Source organism: Rhodovulum visakhapatnamense (genome assembly GCF_004365965.1).
GTDB classification, from domain to species: Bacteria; Pseudomonadota; Alphaproteobacteria; order Rhodobacterales; family Rhodobacteraceae; genus Rhodovulum; species Rhodovulum visakhapatnamense.
Genome location: NZ_SOEB01000009.1, coordinates 88,461 through 110,803 on the forward strand (window position 1 = coordinate 88,461; position 22,343 = coordinate 110,803).

At 67.3% G+C, this 22,343-nt stretch carries 22 protein-coding genes; 11 read left to right on the forward strand and 11 right to left on the reverse strand.

The features are described from left to right. The first annotated feature begins 43 nt into the window (after nt 1-43). The 7 genes from EV657_RS10130 to EV657_RS10160 all read left to right on the forward strand — a co-directional run bounded on the left by EV657_RS10130 (nt 44) and on the right by EV657_RS10160 (nt 6,270). Nucleotides 44-1,132, forward strand: a complete 1,089-nt coding sequence (locus EV657_RS10130; RefSeq protein ID WP_113668190.1) for an ABC transporter ATP-binding protein — start codon at nt 44-46, stop codon at nt 1,130-1,132. A 10-nt stretch (nt 1,133-1,142) separates the two neighbouring features. After that, nucleotides 1,143-2,228, forward strand: a complete 1,086-nt coding sequence (locus tag EV657_RS10135; protein WP_113668257.1) for an ABC transporter ATP-binding protein — start codon at nt 1,143-1,145, stop codon at nt 2,226-2,228. After that, on the forward strand, nt 2,228-3,100 hold the full coding sequence (locus tag EV657_RS10140; protein WP_134077811.1) for a carbohydrate ABC transporter permease: 873 nt from the start codon (nt 2,228-2,230) through the stop codon (nt 3,098-3,100). The genes EV657_RS10135 and EV657_RS10140 overlap by 1 nt, the downstream gene beginning before the upstream one ends. Beyond that, nucleotides 3,100-3,942 carry a carbohydrate ABC transporter permease gene (locus EV657_RS10145; protein ID WP_075786209.1) on the forward strand — a complete coding sequence of 281 codons (843 nt, stop codon included), beginning with the start codon at nt 3,100-3,102 and terminating at the stop codon, nt 3,940-3,942. The genes EV657_RS10140 and EV657_RS10145 overlap by 1 nt, the downstream gene beginning before the upstream one ends. Then, nucleotides 3,942-4,169 carry a DUF1413 domain-containing protein gene (locus EV657_RS10150; RefSeq protein ID WP_075786210.1) on the forward strand — a complete coding sequence of 76 codons (228 nt, stop codon included), beginning with the start codon at nt 3,942-3,944 and terminating at the stop codon, nt 4,167-4,169. Before EV657_RS10145 ends, EV657_RS10150 begins: the two co-directional genes overlap by 1 nt. A gap of 4 nt (nt 4,170-4,173) precedes the next feature. Next, entirely contained in the window at nt 4,174-4,446 is a 273-nt protein-coding gene (locus tag EV657_RS10155) for a DUF2160 domain-containing protein (protein WP_075786211.1), read from the forward strand. Nucleotides 4,447-4,542: 96 nt separating this feature from the next. Further along, nucleotides 4,543-6,270 (forward strand): ABC transporter substrate-binding protein, encoded by a 1,728-nt coding sequence (locus EV657_RS10160; protein WP_134077812.1) that lies wholly within the window; start codon nt 4,543-4,545, stop codon nt 6,268-6,270. Between the two features lie 203 nt (nt 6,271-6,473). On the opposite strand, the gene EV657_RS10165 is transcribed toward EV657_RS10160, so the two are convergent. The 4 genes from EV657_RS10165 to EV657_RS10180 form a co-directional block, all read right to left on the reverse strand. Beyond that, nucleotides 6,474-8,987 carry a cation:proton antiporter gene (locus tag EV657_RS10165; RefSeq protein WP_075786213.1) on the reverse strand — a complete coding sequence of 838 codons (2,514 nt, stop codon included), beginning with the start codon at nt 8,985-8,987 and terminating at the stop codon, nt 6,474-6,476. A gap of 134 nt (nt 8,988-9,121) precedes the next feature. Continuing rightward, complete coding sequence (gene aroQ, locus EV657_RS10170) at nt 9,122-9,556, reverse strand: type II 3-dehydroquinate dehydratase (RefSeq protein WP_134077813.1); 435 nt, start codon at nt 9,554-9,556, stop codon at nt 9,122-9,124. Between the two features lie 85 nt (nt 9,557-9,641). Next, on the reverse strand, nt 9,642-10,739 hold the full coding sequence (ychF, locus tag EV657_RS10175; protein WP_075786215.1) for a redox-regulated ATPase YchF: 1,098 nt from the start codon (nt 10,737-10,739) through the stop codon (nt 9,642-9,644). A gap of 206 nt (nt 10,740-10,945) precedes the next feature. Continuing rightward, nucleotides 10,946-11,437, reverse strand: coding sequence for a GNAT family N-acetyltransferase (locus EV657_RS10180; protein WP_075786216.1), 492 nt, complete (start codon nt 11,435-11,437; stop codon nt 10,946-10,948). A 72-nt stretch (nt 11,438-11,509) separates the two neighbouring features. Between EV657_RS10180 and EV657_RS10185 the strand changes: the two genes are divergently transcribed. Continuing rightward, nucleotides 11,510-12,115 (forward strand): flavin reductase family protein, encoded by a 606-nt coding sequence (locus EV657_RS10185; RefSeq protein ID WP_134077840.1) that lies wholly within the window; start codon nt 11,510-11,512, stop codon nt 12,113-12,115. A gap of 131 nt (nt 12,116-12,246) precedes the next feature. Further along, nucleotides 12,247-13,119 carry an S-methyl-5'-thioadenosine phosphorylase gene (locus tag EV657_RS10190; protein WP_134077814.1) on the forward strand — a complete coding sequence of 291 codons (873 nt, stop codon included), beginning with the start codon at nt 12,247-12,249 and terminating at the stop codon, nt 13,117-13,119. A 63-nt stretch (nt 13,120-13,182) separates the two neighbouring features. Here EV657_RS10190 and EV657_RS10195 read toward each other — a convergent pair whose 3' ends face one another. Together EV657_RS10195 and EV657_RS21555 are read right to left on the reverse strand one after the other, a co-directional pair. Beyond that, the gene (locus EV657_RS10195) at nt 13,183-14,139 is read right to left on the reverse strand and encodes a calcium/sodium antiporter (protein ID WP_134077815.1); all 957 of its coding nucleotides are present in this window, start codon (nt 14,137-14,139) and stop codon (nt 13,183-13,185) included. Between the two features lie 122 nt (nt 14,140-14,261). Further along, nucleotides 14,262-14,432: a hypothetical protein gene (locus tag EV657_RS21555; protein WP_166673685.1), complete on the reverse strand. Its 171-nt coding sequence runs from the start codon at nt 14,430-14,432 to the stop codon at nt 14,262-14,264. Nucleotides 14,433-14,762: 330 nt separating this feature from the next. Here EV657_RS21555 and EV657_RS10200 point away from each other — a divergent pair, with 330 nt between their 5' ends. Beyond that, complete coding sequence (locus EV657_RS10200; RefSeq protein WP_075786220.1) at nt 14,763-15,302, forward strand: adenine phosphoribosyltransferase; 540 nt, start codon at nt 14,763-14,765, stop codon at nt 15,300-15,302. A 118-nt stretch (nt 15,303-15,420) separates the two neighbouring features. Here the strand turns inward: EV657_RS10200 and EV657_RS10205 are convergent, their stop codons facing one another. Beyond that, nucleotides 15,421-16,839 (reverse strand): FAD-binding oxidoreductase, encoded by a 1,419-nt coding sequence (locus tag EV657_RS10205; protein WP_134077816.1) that lies wholly within the window; start codon nt 16,837-16,839, stop codon nt 15,421-15,423. A 63-nt stretch (nt 16,840-16,902) separates the two neighbouring features. Next, nucleotides 16,903-17,718, reverse strand: a complete 816-nt coding sequence (locus tag EV657_RS10210; protein ID WP_075786222.1) for an MBL fold metallo-hydrolase — start codon at nt 17,716-17,718, stop codon at nt 16,903-16,905. A 141-nt stretch (nt 17,719-17,859) separates the two neighbouring features. Here EV657_RS10210 and EV657_RS10215 point away from each other — a divergent pair, with 141 nt between their 5' ends. After that, the gene (locus tag EV657_RS10215; RefSeq protein WP_075786223.1) at nt 17,860-18,648 is read left to right on the forward strand and encodes a TylF/MycF/NovP-related O-methyltransferase; all 789 of its coding nucleotides are present in this window, start codon (nt 17,860-17,862) and stop codon (nt 18,646-18,648) included. A gap of 18 nt (nt 18,649-18,666) precedes the next feature. On the opposite strand, the gene EV657_RS10220 is transcribed toward EV657_RS10215, so the two are convergent. From EV657_RS10220 to thrC, 3 genes are read right to left on the reverse strand one after another with little or no spacing between them, the layout of a single operon-like run. Next, nucleotides 18,667-19,257, reverse strand: a complete 591-nt coding sequence (locus tag EV657_RS10220; protein WP_075786224.1) for a GNAT family N-acetyltransferase — start codon at nt 19,255-19,257, stop codon at nt 18,667-18,669. Beyond that, nucleotides 19,257-20,519 (reverse strand): M16 family metallopeptidase, encoded by a 1,263-nt coding sequence (locus EV657_RS10225; RefSeq protein WP_075786225.1) that lies wholly within the window; start codon nt 20,517-20,519, stop codon nt 19,257-19,259. Before EV657_RS10225 ends, EV657_RS10220 begins: the two co-directional genes overlap by 1 nt. Further along, on the reverse strand, nt 20,516-21,907 hold the full coding sequence (thrC, locus tag EV657_RS10230; protein ID WP_134077817.1) for a threonine synthase: 1,392 nt from the start codon (nt 21,905-21,907) through the stop codon (nt 20,516-20,518). The genes EV657_RS10225 and thrC overlap by 4 nt, the downstream gene beginning before the upstream one ends. Nucleotides 21,908-22,343: the final 436 nt, after the last annotated feature.

A 22,343-nucleotide genomic window follows, 5' to 3' on the forward strand; every position in this document is an offset into this window, starting at 1 on the left:
GTCGAGACGGGGCCAGGGGCGCGACAAAGGGAGGAGTGCCGCGATGGCGCTGACGCTTGACGGCCTGTCGAAGGTCGTGAACGGCCGGACGCATATCCATGCGACCGATCTGACGCTGGACCCCGGCACGATGAACGTGCTGCTGGGACCGACGCTGTCGGGAAAGACCACGCTGATGCGGCTGATGGCCGGGCTCGACCGGCCCTCGACGGGCCGCATCCTGTGGCGGGGCGAGGACGTCACCGGCAAGCGGGTGCAGGACCGCCGCGTCGCGATGGTCTATCAGCAATTCATCAACTACCCCTCGATGACGGTCTACGACAACATCGCCTCGCCCCTGCGGCTTGAGGGCCGCAGCCGCGACGAAATCGACCGCGCGGTGAAGAAGACGGCCGATCTGATGCGGCTGTCGCCTCTGCTCGACCGCAAGCCGCTGGAGCTGTCGGGCGGCCAGCAGCAACGCTGCGCGCTGGCCCGCGCGCTGGTGAAGGACGCGGGCCTCGTGCTGCTGGACGAGCCGCTGGCCAATCTCGACTACAAGCTGCGCGAGGAGCTTCGGGCCGAGATCCCGCGGATCTTCGCCGAGTCCGGTGCGATCTTCGTCTATGCCACCACCGAACCCGAAGAGGCGCTTTTGCTGGGCGGCAACACCGCGACGCTGTGGGAGGGGCGGATCACCCAGTTCGGGCCTGCGCCGAAGGTCTATCGGCAACCGGCGGACGCGATCACGGCGCGCGTCTATTCGGACCCGCCGATGAACTTCCTCAGGATCTCGAAGACCGGCGGGCGGCTGATGTTCGGCGACGGCCAATGGGTCGAGGCGAAAGGTGCGCTCGCGGCATTGTCCGACGGGCGCTACACTGCCGGTTTCCGCCCCAACCATGTCGAGATCGAGCGCCACAGCGCCGATGCCATGGTCTTTCACACCGGGCTTGCGGTCTTCGAGATCACCGGGTCCGAAACCTTCATCCATCTCGACCATCACGGCGAGCGCTGGGTGGGCGTGATCCACGGTATCCGGGATCTTCAGATCGGGGCGGCGCTGCCGGTCTATCTGGACCCGTCCCATGTCTACATCTTCGGCGAGGACGGCGCGCTTGTGGCCCCCGCCGCCTATGCCCTGGCGGCCTGAGGAGAAGACCATGGCCCGGATCACGCTGGAACACCTCGCCCATTCCTACCTGCCCGCCCCGCAATCGCCCGAGGACTACGCCCTGAAAGAGCTGAACCTCGACTGGGAGGACGGGGCGGCCTATGCCCTGCTGGGCGCCTCGGGCTGCGGCAAGTCCACGCTTCTGAACATCATCTCGGGGCTCGTGCATCCCAGCCGGGGGCGCATCCTCTTCGACGGGGTCGACATGACCGCCGCCCCCACCGCCCAGCGCAACATCGCGCAGGTGTTCCAGTTTCCCGTGGTCTACGACACCATGACCGTGCGCGAGAACCTGGCCTTCCCGTTGCGCAACCGGGGCCGCGACCCGGCCTATATCGCCGAACGGGTGCAGGCGGTGGCCAGGATGATCGGCATGGAGGATCAGCTGGGCCGCAAGGCGCGCGGGCTGACGGCGGACGCCAAGCAGAAGATCAGTCTGGGTCGTGGAATGGTGCGCCGCGAGGTCAACGCGCTTCTGTTCGACGAGCCGCTGACGGTGATCGACCCGCATATGAAATGGGAGCTTCGGACCCAGCTGAAATCGCTGCATCACGAATTCGGCCACACGATGATCTACGTCACCCATGACCAGACCGAGGCGCTGACCTTCGCCGACAAGGTCGTGGTGATGCATGACGGCCGCGTGGTGCAGGTGGGTACGCCGCAGGAGCTGTTCGAGCGGCCTGCCCATACCTTCGTGGGCTATTTCATCGGCTCGCCGGGGATGAACCTGCTGCCCGCGACGATCGAGGGCGACCGGGCCTATGTGAACGGAACCCATGTGCCCCTCGGAGGCCGCTACGGAGCGCTGGCGGGCAGCACCCGGATCGGGGTGCGGCCCGAATTCGCCCGGCTGTCCAGGGATGAGGGGCTGCCGGTCCGGATCAGCCGCATCGAAGATGTGGGCCGCCACAAGATCCTGCGCGCGACCTGTTTCGGTACCGAGATCAACATTCTCGCCAGCGAGGGCGAGGCCATTCCGGCCGATGCCGCGCGCGTGGTCTTCGACCCGGCCAACGTCAACGTCTATGCCGACGACTGGCTGGTCGCTCCGGCGCAGGGGAGTGCCGCCTGATGGAAAAGACAGTCAATCACAAGGCCTGGTTCCTGGTGTTGCCGGTGCTGGTGCTGGTGGCCTTCTCGGCGGTGATCCCGCTGATGACGGTCGTGAACTACTCGGTGCAGGACACGTTCGGGCAGAACCAGTTCTTCTGGGCCGGGCTCGAATGGTTCCGCGAGACGCTTGAATCCGAACGGATGTGGGACGCGCTGGGGCGTCAGCTTGTCTTCTCGGGGATCATCCTCGCGATCGAGGTGCCGCTGGGCATCCTCGTCGCGCTATCGATGCCCAGGAAGGGCGCCTGGGCCTCGATCTGTCTGGTGCTGATGGCGCTGCCGCTTCTGATCCCGTGGAACGTGGTCGGCACCATCTGGCAGATCTTCGGGCGCGAGGATATCGGGCTGCTGGGCTATACGCTGAACGCGCTGGGGGTCGATTACAACTACACGCAAGGCTTCTTCGCCGCCTGGACCACGGTCATCGTGATGGATGTCTGGCACTGGACCTCGCTGGTGGCGCTTCTGGCCTATGCGGGGCTGCAATCGATCCCGAACGCCTATTATCAGGCCGCCCGGATCGATCAGGCCAGCCGCTGGGCCGTCTTTCGCCATATCGAGCTGCCGAAGATGCAGGGCGTGCTGATGATCGCGGTACTGCTGAGGTTCATGGACAGCTTCATGATCTATACCGAACCTTTCGTGGTTACCGGCGGCGGGCCCGGCAATGCCACCACCTTCCTGTCGATCGATCTGGTGAAGATGGCGCTGGGGCAGTTCGACCTAGGGCCCGCCGCCGCCTTCTCGCTGATGTATTTCCTGGTGATCCTGCTGGTGTCCTACGTGTTCTACACCGTGATGGTGAACATGGAAAAACGGGAGGGCAAGTGATGGCCGACGCCCCCGCCCTGCCCGCCTCGCGCGTCCTGCCCCGGGTGAATGTCCGCGCCGTGGTGATGGTGGCCTACCTTTTGTTCCTGCTCTTGCCGATCTACTGGCTGGTGAACATGAGCCTGAAGACCAATGCCGAGATCCTCGGCAGCTTCAGCCTCTGGCCGCGCGATCTGACCTTCCGGAACTACGCGACCATTCTGACCGATCCGTCCTGGTACATGGGCTATGTCAATTCGATGATCTACGTGGTGATGAACACGGCGATCTCGATCACCGTGGCGCTGCCCGCGGCCTATGCCTTCAGCCGCTACACCTTCCTCGGCGACAAGCACCTGTTCTTCTGGCTGCTGACGAACCGGATGGCGCCGCCCGCGGTCTTTGCCCTGCCCTTCTTCCAGCTTTATTCCTCGGTCGGGCTTTTCGACACCCATATCGCGGTGGCGCTGGCGCATTGCCTCTTCAACGTGCCGCTGGCGGTCTGGATCCTCGAAGGCTTCATGCGCGGCGTGCCCCGCGAGATCGACGAGACCGCCTATATCGACGGATATTCCTTCCCGCGCTTCTTCGTGAAGATCTTCATGCCGCTGATCGCAAGCGGAATCGGTGTCGCGGCCTTCTTCTGCTTCATGTTCTCCTGGGTCGAGCTTCTGCTGTCGCGGACGCTGACCAGCGTGGACGCCAAGCCCATCGCCGCTACCATGACACGCACGGTCAGCGCCTCGGGACTGGACTGGGGGGTGCTGGCCGCCGCGGGTGTGCTGACCATCGTGCCCGGCGCGCTCGTGATCTACTTCGTGCGCAATTACATCGCCAAGGGCTTTGCCCTCGGGAGGGTTTGATGACAGCAGATCAGGAAGCCATGATCCGGGATGCGCTCGACGCGCTGGCGCCCGGCGAGTTCCACCTGCCCGACGCGATAGGCGCCCGGTGGGACACGCTCTGGATCGGCGAGAAGGTGGGGATCGGCAACGATTTCCTGCAGGCGGTGCGCGAGGGCCGCTATGCCGGGATCGAGGATACCGGCCGCAAGGAACACGGCCTGCATGTCTACGTGAAGACGGGGTAGCCACATGGACTGGATGGCCTGGACCTGGCCCACGGCGGCCTTCTTCGCCACGATCGCGGCGCTTCTGGTGCTGTTCACCGTGCTGGCGATCCGGTTTCCGGAAACCCCGCGCGTGGGCGTTCTCAGGATCGAGACGACCCGGGGCGACCGGCTCTTCATCACGCTGCTGGGCTCGGCCTTTCTCAATCTGGCCTGGCTGGGGCTTGCGCCCTGGCCGCAATGGGGCGCGCTGATCCTTTGCGCGGGCTGGGCCGCGGCCGTCTTCCGCTGGGTGTGACCCGCGCAGGACGGTCGGGCGGCGGGATTGGAGGCCCGCCGCGCTGACGCACGGCCCGACGACACGAAGAATACTGGGTTCAATAGGGAGGAAACCATGACCCACGGATACCGAAGCACAACCGCGCTGGGGCTGGGGCTATCGCTTCTGGCGCTGCCCGCCTGGGCCGGGATGGACGAGGCGCGCAGCTTCCTCGATGCCGAGATCGGCGACATGTCGGTGCTGTCGCGCGCCGATCAGGAGGCCGAGATGCAATGGTTCGTCGACGCCGCCCAACCCTTCGCGGGGATGGAGATCAAGGTCGTCTCGGAAACCATCACCACCCATGAATACGAATCCAAGGTGCTGGCCCCGGCCTTCAGCGCGATCACCGGCATCAAGGTCACCCATGACCTGATCGGCGAGGGCGACGTGGTCGAAAAGCTGCAGACCCAGATGCAGTCGGGCGAGAACATCTATGACGCCTATATCAACGACAGCGACCTGATCGGCACCCATTGGCGCTATCAGCAGGCCCGCAACCTGACCGACTGGATGGCGGGCGAAGGCGCCGACGTGACGAACCCCGGCCTCGATCTGGACGACTTCATCGGCACCAGCTTCACCACCGGCCCGGACGGCAAGCTGTATCAGCTGCCCGACCAGCAATTCGCGAACCTCTACTGGTTCCGCTACGACTGGTTCACCGACCCGAAGACCATGGAGGATTTCAAGGCCAAATACGGCTACGATCTGGGCGTCCCGGTCAACTGGTCGGCCTATGAGGACATCGCCGAGTTCTTCACCGGCCGCGACATGTCCTACATGGGCGCCGAGGGCGAGATCTACGGCAACATGGATTACGGCAAGAAAGATCCCTCGCTCGGCTGGCGCTATACCGATGCCTGGATGTCGATGGCGGGCATGGGCGACAAGGGCGAACCCAATGGCCTGCCGGTCGACGAATGGGGCATCCGGGTGAACGAGAACAGCCAGCCCGTGGGGTCCTGCATGGCCCGCGGCGGCGCCACCAATTCGCCCGCGGCGGTCTATGCGGTGACGAAGGCCATCGAATGGCTGCAGAAATACTCGCCCCCCACGGCGGCGGGGATGACCTTCTCGGAGGCCGGTCCGGTGCCCGCCCAGGGCCAGATCGCCCAGCAGATGTTCTGGTACACCGCCTTCACCGCCGACATGGTGGGCGACGGCGCGGGCGCGGTGCTGAACGAGGACGGCACGCCGAAATGGCGGATGGCCCCCAGCCCGCATGGCGCCTATTGGGAAGAGGGCATGAAGATCGGCTATCAGGATGCCGGATCCTGGACGCTGATGGAATCGACGCCCGTGGACCGGGCCAAGGCGGCCTGGCTTTATGCCCAGTTCGTCACCTCGAAGACGGTCGATGTGAAGAAATCGGACGTGGGTCTGACCTTCATCCGCGACTCCACCATCAACTCGCAGCACTTCACCGACCGCGCGCCCATGCTGGGCGGGCTCGTCGAGTTCTACCGCTCGCCCGCCCGGGTGCAGTGGTCGCCGACGGGCACCAACATCCCCGACTATCCGAAGCTGGCCCAGCTCTGGTGGCAGAATATCGGCGATGCGATGTCGGGCGCGAAGACCCCGCAAGAGGCACTGGACGCGCTTTGCGCCGATCAGGAAAAGGTCCTGAGCCGTCTCGAACGCGCGGGCGTGCAGGGCGATCTGGGGCCGAAGCTGAACGAAGAACGCGACGCCGAATACTGGCTGGAACAGCCCGGCGCGCCGAAACCGAAGCTCGCCGACGAGGAAGAAGAGCCCAAGACCGTCGCCTATGACGATCTGATCCAATCCTGGAGTAACTGAGGCCTTTTGCATAACCGTCACGCCCGGCCTTCCCTGGCCGGGCGTTTTTCGTTTGGCGGGGGAAGATCCCGGCCCCGGCCGGGGCGGACAGCGCCGCGCGCCGGCGTCTGACGCCGGTCCGATCCATGCAGAGCGATTGCAGGCCGCCCAACGAGCCCGGTCCGAAAACGCCGCCCGTCTTCGGGGGACGGCCCTGCCAGTGCCTATGCGGCGGGCGCTTCGGCGGGCAGGATCTTTTCGGGGGCCATGCCGCGCCTGGCCGCGCTTTCAAGGACGGCTTCGCGCATCGCGGGGCTGTTCGACAGCAGCTTGCGGAACCGTGCCTCGTCGAGGACCAGAAGCGTCGAGGGGGCAATCGCCCGCACCTCGGCCCGGCGCGGCCTGCGGGTCAGGATCGCCATCTGCCCGAACATCTCGCCCCGGCCAAGCCGCGCGATCTGGCCCGCCATCTCCATCTCGACCGCGCCGCTGGCGATGAAGAAGACCGAACGCGCGGGCATCTCCTTGCGGAAGATCACCTCGCCCGGATCGGCATGGCGGGTTACCAGCGCGCGCACCAGCCGCCGCAGCACGGGCTCGTCGAGCCCCGCGAAAAGCGGGAAGCGCCGGACCAGATCGGCCTTGCTCATCGCAAGATCCAGACGCGGGCGCTCTTCGGCGGCGGCGCGGCGGCGGGCGATTTCCTGCATCAGCACGGCGAAAAGCTCGGCTCCGATCAGCCCGTCCTCGCGCAGCGACCGGTATTCGCGCTCTTCCAGCCGCAACGCGGTGCGACGGATGAAGCGGCGTTCCAGTTCCTCGGCATAGCCCGGGAATTGCAGCCTCAGCCCGTCCAGCGCGGTTTCCAGCGCCTCGTCGCGCCGTTCCAGCAATTCCTGCAGCAGGTCGGCCACCCGACGTCCGTGGATGCGCCGGATGCGCGCCTCGATGAACCCGCCCAGATCGTGCAGCACCAGCCGCTGGATCAGCAGATCCTCGAACCGGTCCGCGGTCAGCCGCGCCAGCGGCCCGCCGATCCGCAACCGGTTGTTCAGCACCACCGCCAGCCGGAACGCGCTGTTATAGGCGGTGCTGGCTTTCGACGCGGTCCGGTAGCCTGACCGCCCGCCGGTGCGCGCGCCCTCGATCAGCCGGTCGGCATTCGACAGCATCCGTTCGGCAAGTCCAAGCGGGATGGTGCGGTCGCGGATGCGGTTCAGTATGCCATCCCGCTCGGCCCCGGCCAGCGCCACCAGCCCCAGCGTCACGCGGTCCCGATCCAGGATCTCGGCATCCGCATCGGCCGCCTTCACCGCCTCGTCCAACCGCTCGCCGAAGCGCTTGGCCTCGGACCGGACGATATCGTGCGACAGGTCATAGGTTTCGGTGGTGCGGGCCACGTCCTCGCGCACCGTTTGCAACGCCACCGCCACCACCTGGTTGGACAGCGCCCGGTCGATGGGCGACAGCCGGTCAAGCCCCAGAAGCCGGATCACCGCCCGCAGCGTCGTCCCCTGCACGAGCAGGGTGAACAGCGTGAACCCCGTGGCGAGGATACCGACCACGCGCTTGACCTCGACCGGGACATGCACGCTTTCGGTCACCGCCAGCGCCAGCGCCAGCGTGACCGCGCCGCGCAAACCGCCCCAGAGGATCGCCACGCGATAGGGCCGCTCGACCATGGGCGACAGTCGCAGCAGGGTCAGAAGCGGCAAGAGCCCGAACAGGATCACCACCCGCGCCGCGATGGCCGCCAGCGCCACAGCGGCGACAAGGCCCAGATCGTCCAGTCGCACCTCTTCCATCAGGCGCGGGATCAGCAGCGCGGCCAGCACGAAGATCAGCGCCCCGGCCCAATGCGCCAGCAGGTCCCAGACCTCGCGCAGGTTCGTCATCGCCGAGGGCGCCAGCCGCCCCGGCCCCATCAGGTTCAGCGTCAGGCCCGCCGCCACCACGGCGATCACGCCCGAGGCGCCGACGCTGCGCTCGGCGAGGATATAGGCCAGATAGGGCAGCGCCACCGACAGCGAGATCTGCGCCAGCTCGAACCGCTGGAACAGCGTCATCGCCCAGATCGCCACCCGCGCGCAGACCCAGCCGGTGACGGCCCCGCCCGCGATCAGCATCGGAAAGCGCCCCAGCGCCGAGGAAAAGGCGGGGTCGGGCACGTTGTCCATGACAAAGCTCATGAACAGGCCGAACAGCGCGATGGCGGCGGCGTCATTCAGGAGGCTTTCGCCTTCGATGATGCGGGCCAGCCGCCGCGGCGCCGAGATCGACCGGAAGATGCCCACCACGGCCGAGGGGTCGGTGGTGGAAACGATGGCGCCGATCAGCAGGCAGACGGTGATCGGCCAGGGGCTGACCCAGGCCAGCGCATAGCCCACCGACAGCGTCGCGACCACGACCGCGACCACCGCCAGCATCAGGATCGGCACCCAGTCGTCCAGCATGCGGCGCAGGTTCATCCCCAGCGTGACCTGAAAAAGCAGCATCGGCAGGAAGACATAAAGAAAGACGTTGGACCGGATCGGCAGGTTGAGGATCGCCTCGGCCACCGGATTGAGCGCATCGGTCAGGTCGGTCCGCAGGAAGAAGATGGCGCCCGCGCCGATCATCATCCCCAGACCCGCCAGGATCACCGCATAGGGCAGCCTCAGCCGCGCGGCCAGCGGCTCGGCCGCGGCGATGACCACGAAAAGGCAGGCGGTAATGGTGGTGAGAACGACAATGTCCATGGCTCTGAGATAGGCGAAAGCGACAGGGGGGGAAGCGCCGCCCGGAAAACCCGTGTGGTCCGCGCTGCGTCAGGGCGCCGCGGCAGGTGCAGCCCTGCCCCGGCGTCTTGCCGGGGCCGCGACACCCGGGGTGCTCAGGCCAGAAGCGAACAGATCCGCCGCACAGCCAGTTCGTAGCCCTCGATCCCGCAGCCCGCGATGACCCCATCGGCGCGCAGCGAGACATAGGACCGGTGGCGGAAGGCCTCGCGCTTGTGGATGTTCGAGATATGCACCTCGATCACCGGGCCCTCGAAGGCGTTCAGCGCATCGAGGATCGCGACCGAGGTATGGGTGTAGGCGGCCGGGTTGATGACGATGCCAGAGGCCTCCTGCCGCGCCTCGTGGATCCAGTCGACGATCTGGCCCTCGTGGTTCGACTGCCGCAGCGCGACGGCAAATCCCTTCTCCCCGGCCACCCGCGCGCAGGCGCTCTCGACATCGGCCAGCGTCTCGCGGCCGTAGATCTCGGGCTCGCGCTGCCCCAGCAGGTTCAGGTTCGGACCGTTCAGGATGTGGATCGTCTTCATGGGAGGCTCCCGAAACCGCGCCTCATCTCTCTAGCGCGGATCGGCGCGGCCGAAAAGGCCGCCCCGCCCGGTCCGGCTTGAGGGCTCAGGTATTAAAGAGGAAGTGCATCACGTCGCCGTCCTGGACGACATAGCCCTTGCCTTCAGAGCGCATCTTGCCCGCGTCCTTCGCCCCCTGCTCGCCGCCATGGGCGATGAAATCGCCAAAGGCGATGGTCTCGGCCCGGATGAAGCCGCGCTCGAAATCGCCATGAATGACGCCCGCGGCCTTCGGCGCCGAGGTGCCCACGGGGATCGTCCAGGCGCGGGCCTCCTTGGGGCCGACGGTGAAATAGGTCTCGAGCCCCAGAAGCCCGTAGCCCGCCTTGATCAGCCGGTCGAGGCCGGCTTCCTCCAGCCCAAGCTCTTCCAGAAAGACCTCGGCCTCCTCGGGATCGAGCTGGCTGATCTCTTCCTCGATCTTGGCCGAGATCACGACGCTGGCCGCGCCCTCCGCCTCGGCCATGGCCGCCACGGCGGCCGAGAAGGCATTGCCGGACGCGGCCTCGTCCTCGGCGACGTTGCAGACGTAGAGCACGGGCTTGGCGGTCAGAAGCTGCAGCATGCCCCAGGCCCTGGCATCGTCCTCGGCGACCGCGACGGTCCGGGCGGGGCGGCCCGCGTTCAGGGCATCGAGCGCGGCCTTCAGCAGGCGCTCCTGCTGGACCGCCTCCTTGTCGCCGCCACGCACCTTGCGGACGAGCCCCTGCAGACGCTTCTCGATCGATTCCATGTCGGCGATCATCAGCTCGGTCTCGATCACCTCGGCATCGGCGACCGGATCGACCCGGCCCTCGACATGGGTGACGTCGCCATCCTCGAAGCAGCGCAGCACATGGGCGATGGCATCGCATTCGCGGATATTGGCCAGGAACTGGTTGCCGAGCCCCTCGCCCTTCGAGGCGCCCTTCACCAGCCCCGCGATGTCGACGAAGGTCATGCGGGTCGGGATGATCTGCTTCGAGCCCGCGATTGCCGCCAGCTTGTCGAGACGCGGGTCGGGAACGGCGACCTCGCCCACGTTGGGCTCGATGGTGCAGAACGGGAAATTCGCCGCCTGCGCCGCCGCGGTGCGGGTCAGCGCGTTGAAAAGGGTCGACTTGCCCACGTTCGGCAGGCCGACGATGCCGGTCTTGAAGCCCATGATCCCGTCTCTCCTGGCTTGGGTCCGCGCGCATGTAGGGGGCGCGGACCCCGCCCGTCAAGCGTCCCCGTCGGGCCGGATCCTCCCACCGACCGGTTAGTCCGGCCCAATCGCCAGCCGGGAGCCGTCGCCAACGGCCGGACCCGGGCGCAATTCTTCGCAGAAGAATTGGGGCCCCGCCCAAACCGGCCCTCGCCCAATCGCAGTCAGTCCGAAGCCGCGCGCGTCACGAGGCCAGCCACCCCGTCCCAGGCGCCGGGAGACAGCGCGATCCCGAGAACCCGCTCGGGGTTCGTGGGCGGCGGCATCTCGACCGCGTCGAGCTTCGTGAACCCGAACCGCGCATAATAGGGCGCGTCGCCCACCAGCATCACCCGTTCCACCCCCAGCGCCTCGGCCCGCGCCAGCGAGTCGCGGATCAGAAGCGCGCCGAGCCCCTCACCCTGACGCGTCGGGTGCACCGCGACCGGCCCCAGAAGCAGCGCCCCGACCTCGCCGATCCGGATCGGCCAGTAGCGGATCGCCGCCGCCAGAATGCCGACCCCGTCCCGCGCGGTCAGGCACAGCGCCGCGACCGGCGGCACCCCGTCCCGCAGGCGGTAGGACGACAGCGCCGTGCGCCCCGGCGCGAAACAGAGGTCGTAAAGCGCCTCGACGTCCCACCAGTCCTCGGCCGTTTCTTCCGCCACCCGGATCACCGCGCTCTCCCTTGTTGCTGGAACCGGCCCTAGCACGAGGTTATGCCGGGGGAAATGCCCGAGAGGACCGCCATGTTCTACCGCCCCGAAGTCGGCCACGGCCTGCCGCACAACCCGTTCGGCGCCATCGTCGCCCCCCGGCCCATCGGCTGGATCTCGACCCGCGACGGCGCGGGCCGCGACAACCTCGCACCCTATTCCTTCTTCAATGCCGTGGCCTACGAGCCGCCCCAGGTGATGTTCGCCTCGACCTCGACCAAGCCGGATCGCGACGGCACCAAGGACAGCGTGGCCAATATCCGCGACACCGGCGTCTTCTGCGTCATGATCGTCGAGGAGGCCGCCACCGATGCGATGAACGCGACCTCGGCCCCCGCCCCGCGCGAGACCGACGAATTCGCCCTCGCCGGGATCGCCCGCGCCCCTTGCGAGACCATCGCCTGTTCGCGGGTGGCCGGAGCACCGGCCGCGCTGGAATGCCGGCTGACCCGGATCGTGCCTTTGCCGGGGGCGGCCAATTTCGCCGTCTTCGGCGAGGTCACCGGCATCCATCTGCGCGACGACTGCCTGGTCGACGGCCGCTTCGAGGTCACCCGGTTCCGGCCGCTCGCCCGGCTCGGCTATCGCGATTATGCCGTGGTGCGCGACACCTTCGAACTGAAGCGTCCCGGCGACTGAGACCGGACGAAATAAACCGGCATGGCATCCGTCGAATTGACGGACATGCGGCCTCGGCGCCGTTTCCATTCCGGAACGAGACGCTTAAAAGGGCGTCGGCATGCCAGAACCAAAAAAGAGGGACGGATGACATGGAACGAATGATCGCGGTGATTGGCGGCTCGGGCGTCTACGACATCGACGGGCTTGAGGACGCGCGTTGGCAGGCGGTGGACACTCCCTGGGGCAAACCCTCGGACGAGATCCTGACCGGCACGCTCGACGGAATGAAGATGGCCTTCCTGCCGCGCCATGGCCGCGGCCACGTGCATTCGCCGACCTCGGTGCCCTACCGCGCCAATATCGACGCGCTGAAACGGATCGGCGCCACCGATGTCGTCTCGGTCTCGGCCTGTGGCTCTTTCCGCGAGGATTTCGCGCCGGGCGAATTCGTCGTGGTCGACCAGTTCGTCGATCGCACCATCGCCCGCGAGAAAAGCTTCTTCGGCGAGGGCTGCGTGGCCCATGTCAGCATGGCCCATCCGACCTGCGCCCGGCTGTCGGCCGCCTGCCTGCAGGCCGCGCGCGACGAGGGCATCACCGTGCATAGCGGCGGGACCTATCTGGCGATGGAAGGTCCGCAATTCTCGACGCTGGCCGAGTCGAAGCTCTATCGCGAGAACTGGGGCTGCGACGTGATCGGCATGACCAACATGCCCGAGGCCAAGCTCGCCCGCGAGGCCGAGCTTTGCTATGCCTCGATCGCGATGGTCACCGATTACGACTGCTGGCATCCCGATCACGATGCGGTCGAGGTGGCCGATATCGTCAAGACGCTGATCGGCAATGCCGAAAAGGCGCGCGGCATGGTCAGCCGCCTGCCCCGGCTGCTGGGCGCCCACAAGCCCTGCGAAAAGGGCTGCGACACCGCGCTTGACCATGCGCTGATCACCGCCCCCGAAAAGCGCGACCCGGCGCTGCTGGCCCGGCTGGATGCGGTCGCGGGCCGCGTGCTCGGCCACTGAGACGCCAGTCACGCCATGCCCGGTCCGCGCGGCCGGGCATGCGCGCCCCTGACTGCAGTGCACTCAGGCCGCCGCGGTCAGCAGAAGTGTCGTCATATAGACGCCATAGCAGATCGCCAGCACCGCCCCCTCGGCCCGCGTGATCCGCCCGCCGGTCCAGGCCACGAGGATCAGCCCGACCGTGGCCGCCAGCATCACCCAGACATCGAACCCGGCGATCCGTTCGGCCACAGCCAGCGGCTGCACCAGCGCGGTCACGCCAAGAATGCCCAGAAGGTTGAAGATGTTGCTGCCGATGACATTGCCGATGGCAACACCGCTTTCGCCCCGCCGCGCCGCCATCAGCGAGGTCACGAGCTCGGGCATCGAGGTGCCGATGGCGACCACGGTCAACCCGATCGCCGCCTCGGACAGGCCCGCCGCGGCCGCAAGCGCCACAGCCCCCGCCACCAGAAGCTTGGCCCCGGCCAGCGTCAACCCCAGCCCAAGCGCCATCACCGGCAGGGCCGTCCAGGGCCGGCCCACCGGGCCGAGCGTGTCGGCCTCGGCCTCGTAAACCTCCCCGGCTGCGGTCGTGGCCCGCCGCTCCTGCCAGATCGTGTAAGCAAGATAGGCCACCAGCAGCGCCAGCCCCGCCGCTCCGGCACCGCGCCCCAGCGCGCCGCCCAGCATCGCCAGCACGGCAAGGCCGGTCGCAAGCGCCAGCGCGCCGCCGTCGCGCCGCAGCGCGGCCGGACAGACCCGCATCGGCCGCACCAGCGCCGCAAGTCCCAGAATGAGAAGGATATTGCCGATATTGCTGCCGACGACATTGCCAAGGGCAATGTCGGGCGCGCCGGTCAGCGCCGCCTGCAGGCTCGTCACCAGTTCGGGCGTCGAGGTGCCGAACCCGACGAAGGTCAGCCCGATGATCATCGGCGACACGCCAAAGCGTCGGGCCAGCGCGACCGCGCCGCGCACCAGAAGCTCGCCGCCCGCGATCAGCGCTGCGAGCCCGGCCAGGACCAGAACGATATCCAAGGGAAAACTCCAAGGCCCCAACCCCGCCGGCCGCGCCCGGACCCGGGACGCAGCGCAGCCGACCTAGGATGGCGCCGCGTCCCCTTCAAGGGGCGCAAGGCGCGGTCTTTGGCGCCGCGCCGCTACTTTCGCGGCTCGGAACCGTTCTCGCGCACGAATTTCCGGATAAAGGCCCGGATTTCGCGCGCCGCGCTGGTATCGAGCGCCTTGCAGAGCGCGACGAATTCCTCGCGCTCATCCTTGTCGAGCCGCAACACCAGCTGACTGTCCTTCTTGCCGCCCTTCTTCCCCATCCGGACCTCACGCCGCCATTGATTTTTGCCTAGGCGATGTATATACATTTTCCATTAACCTCAAGCGGGCACGGATCCACAAGAGGAAAACGGGAAGGGATTGGAAAAATGAATCTTCATGTCGCGCAGACCCTGTTGACGCGGGACCGGATGGACTGGCGCAAACCGCATCTCAACTGGATTTCCGACCGGTTCTACCGCTATTTCATGACCTCGCGCAGCTGATCCGTCGCAGCCGACCCGGGGCTTGCGTCAAACCACGCCCTTGCGGGGGGCACAGCCTTGCGCCAGAACCGGGGCCCGAAGGATCTGAAGCAGAGGGCCCCCGGGATGATCGCCAGCAGCAGCGTCAAGGACTATATCCGTACCATCGTCGATTTCCCCCATGAGGGGATCATGTTTCGCGACGTGACCACGCTTTTCGCCGATCCGCGCGGGTTTCGGATGGCCATCGACCAGTTGCTGAACCCCTATGCCGGGGCGCAGATCGACAAGGTCGTGGGGCTCGAGGCGCGCGGCTTCATCCTTGGCGGCGCCATCGCCCACCAGCTTTCCAAGGGCTTCGTGCCGATCCGCAAGAAAGGCAAGCTTCCGGCCGCGACCATCGCCGAGGAATACAAGCTTGAATATGGCGAGGCGGTGGTCGAGATCCATGACGACGCGCTGGCTCCGGGGGAAAAGGTGCTGATCGTCGACGATCTCCTGGCCACCGGCGGCACCTGCGAGGCAGGCATCAAGCTGTGCGAACGGCTTGGCGCCGAGGTGATCGGCTGCGCCTTCATCGTCGACCTGCCCGATCTTGGCGGCCGCAAGCGGCTGGAAGAGATGGGGATGGACGTGCATACGCTCTGCGCCTACGAGGGCGCCTGACGACGGCGCCGGGGGCGTTGCCCCCGGACCCCCAAGGTATTTCTGCCAAGAAGAAAAGAACGTCGGCTTCTTCTTGGAGAAAATACCCACGACGCGACCGTGCCGTCCGCCCGCGAGATCAGGACAGGGCCCGCAGCACCGCACCCGGGTTCATGATCCCGGCGGGATCGAGCGCGGCCTTGATCGCCCGCATCGCCGCCAGCCGCGCCGGATCGCCGTAGCGTTCCAGATCCTCGACCTTCATCCGCCCGATCCCGTGTTCGGCGCTGACCGAGCCGTCGAAGGAGGCCACCAGATCGTGGACGCAGCGCTTGATGGCGCCGCGGCGCGGCTCGTGATCGGCCCGGGTCTCGCCCGGCATCGGGAAGACGTTGTAATGCAGGTTGCCATCACCCAGATGGCCGAAGCAGTTGATCCGGAAGCGGCCGATCCGGGCCAGCGCGGGTCCGGCCGCGGCGATGAAGTCGGGGATCGCCGAAAGCGGCACCGAGATGTCGTGGGACGAGATCGCCCCGATCCGCCGATTGGCCTGCGGAATCGATTCGCGCACCATCCAGAAATCGTGCCGCTGCGCCTCGGACTGCGCCACCAGACCGTCCGAGACCAGCCCCGCCTCGAAGGCCTCGGCGAAAAGGCCCTCGAGCGCCGCGCCCGGGTCCTGTCCGGCACCGAGCCCGAGGTCGATCAGCACCGTCCAGTCCGGCGGATCGGCAAAGGGACGGCGCAGGTCGGGCAGGGTCTCGGCGAGGAAGTCGAACCCGGCGCGGTGGATCAGCTCGAAGGCCGAGACCCCCTCGCCCACACGGTCCCGCGCCAGGGCCAGAAGCGCCAGCGCCGCCGCCGGATCGCGCACCGCCAGAAGCGCCGCGCCCGTCCTCGCAGGCCGGGGCGCCAGTTTCAGCGCTGCCGCGGTGATCAGGCCCAGCGTACCCTCGGCCCCGATCAGAAGATGCCGCAGATCGTAACCGGTATTATCCTTCCGGAGCCGTTTGAGCCCCTTCAGGATCGACCCGTCGGGCAGCACCGCCTCGATCCCGAGGCAGAGATCGCGCGCATTGCCGTAGCGCAGGACATTGACACCCCCGGCATTGGTCGACAGCAGCCCGCCGATGCGCGCCGACCCCTCGGAGGCCAGCGACAGCGGAAACAGCCGCCCCGCCGCCTCGGCCGCGTCCTGCACCTCGGTCAGGATGCAGCCCGCCTCGGCGACCAGCACGTTCTCGTCGGCATGGACCGCACGAATGGCCCGCATCCGGTCCAGCGTGATGATGACCGGGGCGGGCCCCGTTTCCAGGATCTGCCCGCCGACAAGCCCGGTCCCGCCGCCATAGGGCACGATCCCGACCCGCGCGGCGGCACAGGCGCGCACGATCTCGGCCGCCTCCTCGACCCGGCCGGGCGCCAGCAACAGTCCTCCCTGCCCCCGGAACCGGCCGCGCGGCTCTTCGAGATAGGCGGGCGTCAGTTCTCGGAAGACGGCGGCGGGCAGGCGGGTGCGCAGATCGGCGGCAAAGGCGTCGGTGACGGGGTTCAGCATGGGCGGTCCTTTCCCCCCCGGTGAAGCATGGCCGGACGCCCGCTGGCAAGTCGGTCGGAGACGTCAGTCCGACAGCGGCTCCAATACCGCGACGGTCGGACGCGCGGGCAGCGTGCGGAGCGAGACCTCCAGCGACGAGGTGCCCGGCCGGGTCACCGCGAACTCGTCCGCCATGCCGGCCAGAAAGCGGTCGAGCGTCCGGGGACCGAACCAGTGCATCGGGATCACCACCGAGCTTTTCAGCCGGGTCAGCACCGCGATCATCGAGGGCAGGTCCAGCGTCAGCCGCCCGTCGACCGGCGCCATCACCACGTCGAGCCGCCCGAGCGCCGCGAACTGCGCCTCGTCCGGGATGTGGTGCAGGTGACCCAGATGCCCGATGCAAAGCCCCGCCACCTCGAAGACGAAGATCGAATTGCCGTTCGGGTGCACCGCCCCGCTGTCATGGCCGCGAATGTCGGTCGGCACGTTGCGCACCAGCATCTCGCCCAGATCGAGGTGATGATCGGCCGCGCCCCCGCCCCTGGCCCAGCCTTCAAGAACGTGGGGAATGGCCGGGTCGGGGAAGGCGGTGAAATGGGTCTCGTGGGCATTGTTCATGGTCACAACGTCGGGCGTGACCTGCATCGGGCCGAGATAGCCGGTATAATCGGTCGCCGCCACCAGACCGCCCGGCGTCTCGAGCAGAAAGGTCGCGTGATCGACGAAGGTCAGCCGCACCGTGTTCTCGCCGAGCGGCGTGCCGAAGGACGCGCGGTGCAGATAGGCGATGCCGGGGGCCGCATCGGCGATGGCGATGCAATGGCTGAGCCGCCGGCCCTCGGCAGCGGCGGACGAGGCGGTCAGGACCGCAAGCAGGATCAGGCAAGATCGCAGCATGGCATGCACCTCCCGCCCGGAAAATAGCGCCCGGCCTGCGCCGGTCACGCCCGGGCATTCCGATTTACGCCGCGTCAATGCAAGCGTGGCTATCTGCGCCGAGGCCCGGACAGCACGTCCGGCCAGGCGCAGAGGGTTCTCATGCAACTGCCGAAACTCACACCCCCAGCCGACCCCCATGTCGTGCAGGATTTCTTCGTTCCGGTTTTCTGGGGCATCACCGATGCCGACGAGATCGCCGCCTTCGCCCGGGCGATGGCCAAGCGGATGGCGGGCGGCGTCCATTTCGCCGACAATTTCCTCAGCTGGGGGCGCAACAACTCGATGTTCGACGACCAGCCCTTCATGACCGCCTGGCAGGGCAATCTGGGCGATCACGCGATCGACCAGGCCACGGTCTGGCGGCGGTATATCCTGGCCTGCGCGGGCTATCACGCGGTCCAGATCGAGGGCGACTTCGTCGAATGCGGCTGCTATCGCGGCACCGCGGTCAAGGTCGTGGTCGACTACCTGGGCGGGCCGGAATTCCCGCGCCAGTTCTGGGCTTACGACCTTTTCGAACATGACGACAGCGACCCGCATCACGCGATGCCCGAACACGGGCCGGACCTTCACGCCCAGGTACAGGCACGGTTCGCGGGCTATCCGACGGTGCGGATCGTGCGCGGCCGCATCCCCGAGGTCCTGCGGGCCGAGGCGCCGCAGAAGATCTCCTACCTGCATCTCGACCTCAACCAGGTCGGAGCGGAACTTGCCGCGCTGGAGATGCTGTTCGACCGGGTGGTGCCCGGTGGCATCGTCATTCTCGACGATTACGAATGGTCGATGGGCTACCGTCCGCAGAAACTGGCCGAGGACCCGTGGTTCGACGCGCGCAACTACCGGGTCTTTCCGCTGCCGACCGGTCAGGGGCTGGTGCTGAAACGCTAGGCCCTGCGGCGGACCGGCTCAGGCCAGACCGGTCTCGGTCCGGCCGCGCCGGTCGCGGCGAAGGTTCGAATAAAGCACATGGTTGCGCCAGCGCCCGTTGATCTGCAGATAGCTCTGGGCCACGCCTTCGTATTTGAAGCCGCATTTTTCCAGCACCCCGCGCGAGGCGGCGTTCTCGGGCAGGCAGGCGGCCTCGATCCGGCTCAGATCCTTGTGGGTGAAGGCGTACTGCACCAGAGCCTCGATCGCCTCGCGCATATAGCCGTGGCGGGCATGGCATTCGCCGATCCAGTAGCCGAGCGTGCCCGACTGCGAGGGGCCGCGCCGGATGTTGTCAAGCGTGATCGCGCCCAGCAGCGCATCGTCCGACTGGCGAAACAGGAAAAGCGGCACCGCCGACCCTGTGCCCAGCGCCCGCTGCGCCCAGTAGACCCGGTTGGTGAAGGCCTTGCGCGACAGATGGTCGGGCGACCAGGTCGGCTCCCAGGGCGTGAGAAAGCCCATGCTCTCGGCCCTCAGCATCGCCCAGGGCCGGAAATCGGCGTGAACCGGGGGGCGCAGGGTCATGCGCTCGGTCTCGATCCGGACCTTGCGCCTGAACCCCAGCATCAGGCGGCGAGCCTGCCTTGCAGCGCGTCAAGCGCCGGTGCCCCCGAGACGGGGCCGTAAAGGGCCAGCGCCGGACGGGCGGATCCGGCCAGCCGGGCCGCGAATTCGCGCACATCGCCGGTGGTGACCGCGTCGATATTGGCGACCGTCTCCTCGACCCCGGGCACGCGGTCCCAGATCGAGACCAGCCGCGCCAGCCGCTCTGCCCGGTTGGACGGGCTTTCCAGCCCCATCAGCAGCCCCGCCTTCATCTGCACCCGGGCGCGCGCCACCTCGGCGGGGGTCATGTCCTGGGCGGCGCGGGCCAGTTCGGCCATGGTCAGCTCGGCCATCGGCCCGACCTGTTCGGCGCTGGTGCCCGCATAAAGCGTCAGCATCCCGGTATCGGCATAAGCGCCGGTCTGGGCGAAGACGGTATAGCACAGGCCGCGTTTCTCGCGCAGTTCCTGGAACAGCCGCGAGGACATGCCGCCCCCCAGCGCGGTCGAGAAGACCTGCGCGGTATAGATGCCCGGGTCGCGATAGCCGGGGCATTCGAAGGCCAGCGCCATATGCGCCTGTTCCAGCGGCTTGATCTCGCGCCGCTCGCCTCCGGCGAACCGTGCGGGCTCCAGCAGGCCGCGCGCGGACGGTGTCTGGCCCGCGAACAACGCCTCGGCCAGACGCACGATCTCGGCGTGATCGACGGCGCCCGCGGCAGCAAGGATCATCCGGTCGGGCGTGTAATGGGTGCCAATGAAACGGAAAAGATCCTCGCGGGTAAAGCCCCGCACCCGTTCGACGGGGCCAAGGATCGAGCGGCCCAGAGCCTGAGCGGGATAGGCGACCTCTTGCAGCCAGTCGAAGATCACGTCGTCGGGCGTGTCAAGCACCTGCCCGATTTCCTGCAGGATCACGCCGCGCTCGACCTCGATTTCGTCCTCGGCGAAAAGCGGGTTCACCAGAATGTCGGCCAGCACATCAAGCGCCAGCGGCACGTCGGCTTCCAGCACCCGGGCGTAATAGGCGGTCATCTCGCGCGAGGTATAGGCGTTGATATAGCCGCCCACATCCTCGATCGCCTCGGCGATCTGAAGCGTCGTGCGCTTTTCGGTGCCCTTGAAGGCCATGTGTTCCAGGAAATGCGCGATGCCGTTTTCCTCGGGCCGCTCGTCGCGCCCGCCGGCCATGATCCAGATCCCGATGGCCGCGGATTTCAGACCGGGCATCCGTTCGGTCACGATACGAAATCCGTTTGGCAGCCTGTGCAGCTCGACGCTCAACGCTTGCGCCTTTCATTGATGAGGGCTTCGAGGGCGGCAAGGTCGTTCTCGACCGGGCTCACCCGTTCCGGCCGGTCATACAGATCGGCCATCGACTTGGGAAGGGGGGGCCGCGCGCCGGTGGCGGCCTCGACCGCATCGGGGAATTTCGCCGGATGCGCCGTCGCGAGCGTCACCATCGGCGCGGCCGAGGCGGGCTGGTCGGCCGCCACCTTCACGCCGACCGCCGTATGCGGGCAGATCGTCAGCCCGGTCGCGGCGAAGGTCGCGCGGATCGTGTCGGTGGTCTCGGCCTCGGAGGCACGCCCCGAGGCAAAGGTCTCGCGCAGGAATTCCAGCGCGCCCTGGCTGATGGCGAACCCGCCCTTCGCCTTCAGATCCTCCATCTGGCCCGCCACGGCGGCACCGTCGCGGCCATAGGCCTCGAACAAGGCGCGCTCGAAGTTCGAGGACACCTGAATGTCCATCGACGGGCTGATCGAGGGCGCGACGCCCTTCGTTTCATAGGCCCCACCCGTCAGCGCCCGGTGCAGGATGTCGTTCTGGTTGGTGGCGATCACCAGCTTCTCGACGGGCAGGCCCATGCGCTGTGCGATATAGCCCGCGAAGATGTCGCCGAAATTGCCGGTCGGCACGGTGAAGCGGACCGGGCGGTGCGGCGCGCCCAGGCTGACGGCAGAGGTGAAGTAATAGACGACCTGGGCCAGCACCCGCGCCCAGTTGATCGAGTTGACGCCCGCAAGCCCGACCGCGTCGCGGAACTCGAAATGGTTGAACATGTCCTTCAGCCGCGCCTGGCAATCGTCGAAGTCGCCCTTCAAGGCCAGCGCATGGACATTGTCCTCGGCGGGGGTGGTCATCTGGCGCCGCTGGACCTCCGAGACCCGGCCCTCGGGGAAGAGGATGAAGACATCGACATTGGACAGGCCGCGGAAGGCCTCGATGGCAGCCGAGCCGGTATCGCCCGAGGTTGCCCCGACGATGGTCACCCGCTGGCCCGAGCGTTCGAGCGCCGCCTGGAACAGCTGGCCGATCAGCTGCATCGCGAAATCCTTGAAGGCCAGCGTAGGCCCGTGGAACAGCTCCAGCAGGAACTGGTTCGGGCCGATCTGGGCCAGCGGCGCGCGGGCGGCGTGGGTAAAACCCGCATAGGCGCGGGCGATGATCGCCTCGAAGTCCGCGTCGGTGAACGTGTCGCCCACGAAGGGGCGCATCACCGGGAACGCGGCCTCTTCATAGGAAAGCCCGGCAAGCGCGGCGATGGCCTCGGGGGTCATCGTGGGCACGGTCTCGGGCACGTACAGCCCGCCGTCACGGGCCAGCCCGGTCAGCATTGCCTCTTCGAAACTCAGGACCGGGGCCTGCCCCCGGGTCGACACATAACGCATTGACTGCTCTTTCCCTCAACCTGACGCGTGATACGCCAGACGCCGAGCCATGTCACCCCGCGGCGCGGCCCACCGACGATCGGGGAAGCGACGCAGGGCGAGGGGTGCACGACCGACCGCTACAGCGCGCAGAGGCCGCCAGCCGGGCGACACTGCGGCAAACTGAGGTCTGCAGGTGCATTGCGGTTTCCGATAAACAAGAAATCCGGCGCTGCGGGAGCGCGCAGCGCCGGACTCTTGATGGGTCTGGCCCGGCAATCGCCGGTCCCCTAAAGGCCCATGTGGAGCGACATGGGCCTATTCCCCGGTTCCCTGACGTGACGCCTTGCGCCATCGTTGCAGTGGATCGCGACTGGATCGCGTCGCACCGTTGCATCTTGGGATCAGAGAAACATATTGAGCGGGGCGGCACAAGCGAAACCTGCGACATTCTGCC

Coding starts and splice junctions, on each gene's coding strand:
- aroQ (WP_134077813.1), bottom strand. CDS start 9,556: ATGAAGACGATCCACATCCTGAACGGTCCGAACCTGAACCTGCTGGGG.
- EV657_RS10140 (WP_134077811.1), top strand. CDS start 2,228: ATGGAAAAGACAGTCAATCACAAGGCCTGGTTCCTGGTGTTGCCGGTG.
- EV657_RS10155 (WP_075786211.1), top strand. CDS start 4,174: ATGGACTGGATGGCCTGGACCTGGCCCACGGCGGCCTTCTTCGCCACG.
- ychF (WP_075786215.1), bottom strand. CDS start 10,739: ATGGGCTTCAAGACCGGCATCGTCGGCCTGCCGAACGTGGGCAAGTCG.
- thrC (WP_134077817.1), bottom strand. CDS start 21,907: ATGCGTTATGTGTCGACCCGGGGGCAGGCCCCGGTCCTGAGTTTCGAA.
- EV657_RS10145 (WP_075786209.1), top strand. CDS start 3,100: ATGGCCGACGCCCCCGCCCTGCCCGCCTCGCGCGTCCTGCCCCGGGTG.
- EV657_RS21555 (WP_166673685.1), bottom strand. CDS start 14,432: ATGGGGAAGAAGGGCGGCAAGAAGGACAGTCAGCTGGTGTTGCGGCTC.
- EV657_RS10215 (WP_075786223.1), top strand. CDS start 17,860: ATGCAACTGCCGAAACTCACACCCCCAGCCGACCCCCATGTCGTGCAG.
- EV657_RS10190 (WP_134077814.1), top strand. CDS start 12,247: ATGGAACGAATGATCGCGGTGATTGGCGGCTCGGGCGTCTACGACATC.
- EV657_RS10165 (WP_075786213.1), bottom strand. CDS start 8,987: ATGGACATTGTCGTTCTCACCACCATTACCGCCTGCCTTTTCGTGGTC.
- EV657_RS10205 (WP_134077816.1), bottom strand. CDS start 16,839: ATGCTGAACCCCGTCACCGACGCCTTTGCCGCCGATCTGCGCACCCGC.
- EV657_RS10185 (WP_134077840.1), top strand. CDS start 11,510: ATGTTCTACCGCCCCGAAGTCGGCCACGGCCTGCCGCACAACCCGTTC.
- EV657_RS10150 (WP_075786210.1), top strand. CDS start 3,942: ATGACAGCAGATCAGGAAGCCATGATCCGGGATGCGCTCGACGCGCTG.
- EV657_RS10210 (WP_075786222.1), bottom strand. CDS start 17,718: ATGCTGCGATCTTGCCTGATCCTGCTTGCGGTCCTGACCGCCTCGTCC.
- EV657_RS10200 (WP_075786220.1), top strand. CDS start 14,763: ATGATCGCCAGCAGCAGCGTCAAGGACTATATCCGTACCATCGTCGAT.
- EV657_RS10135 (WP_113668257.1), top strand. CDS start 1,143: ATGGCCCGGATCACGCTGGAACACCTCGCCCATTCCTACCTGCCCGCC.
- EV657_RS10220 (WP_075786224.1), bottom strand. CDS start 19,257: ATGCTGGGGTTCAGGCGCAAGGTCCGGATCGAGACCGAGCGCATGACC.
- EV657_RS10130 (WP_113668190.1), top strand. CDS start 44: ATGGCGCTGACGCTTGACGGCCTGTCGAAGGTCGTGAACGGCCGGACG.
- EV657_RS10160 (WP_134077812.1), top strand. CDS start 4,543: ATGACCCACGGATACCGAAGCACAACCGCGCTGGGGCTGGGGCTATCG.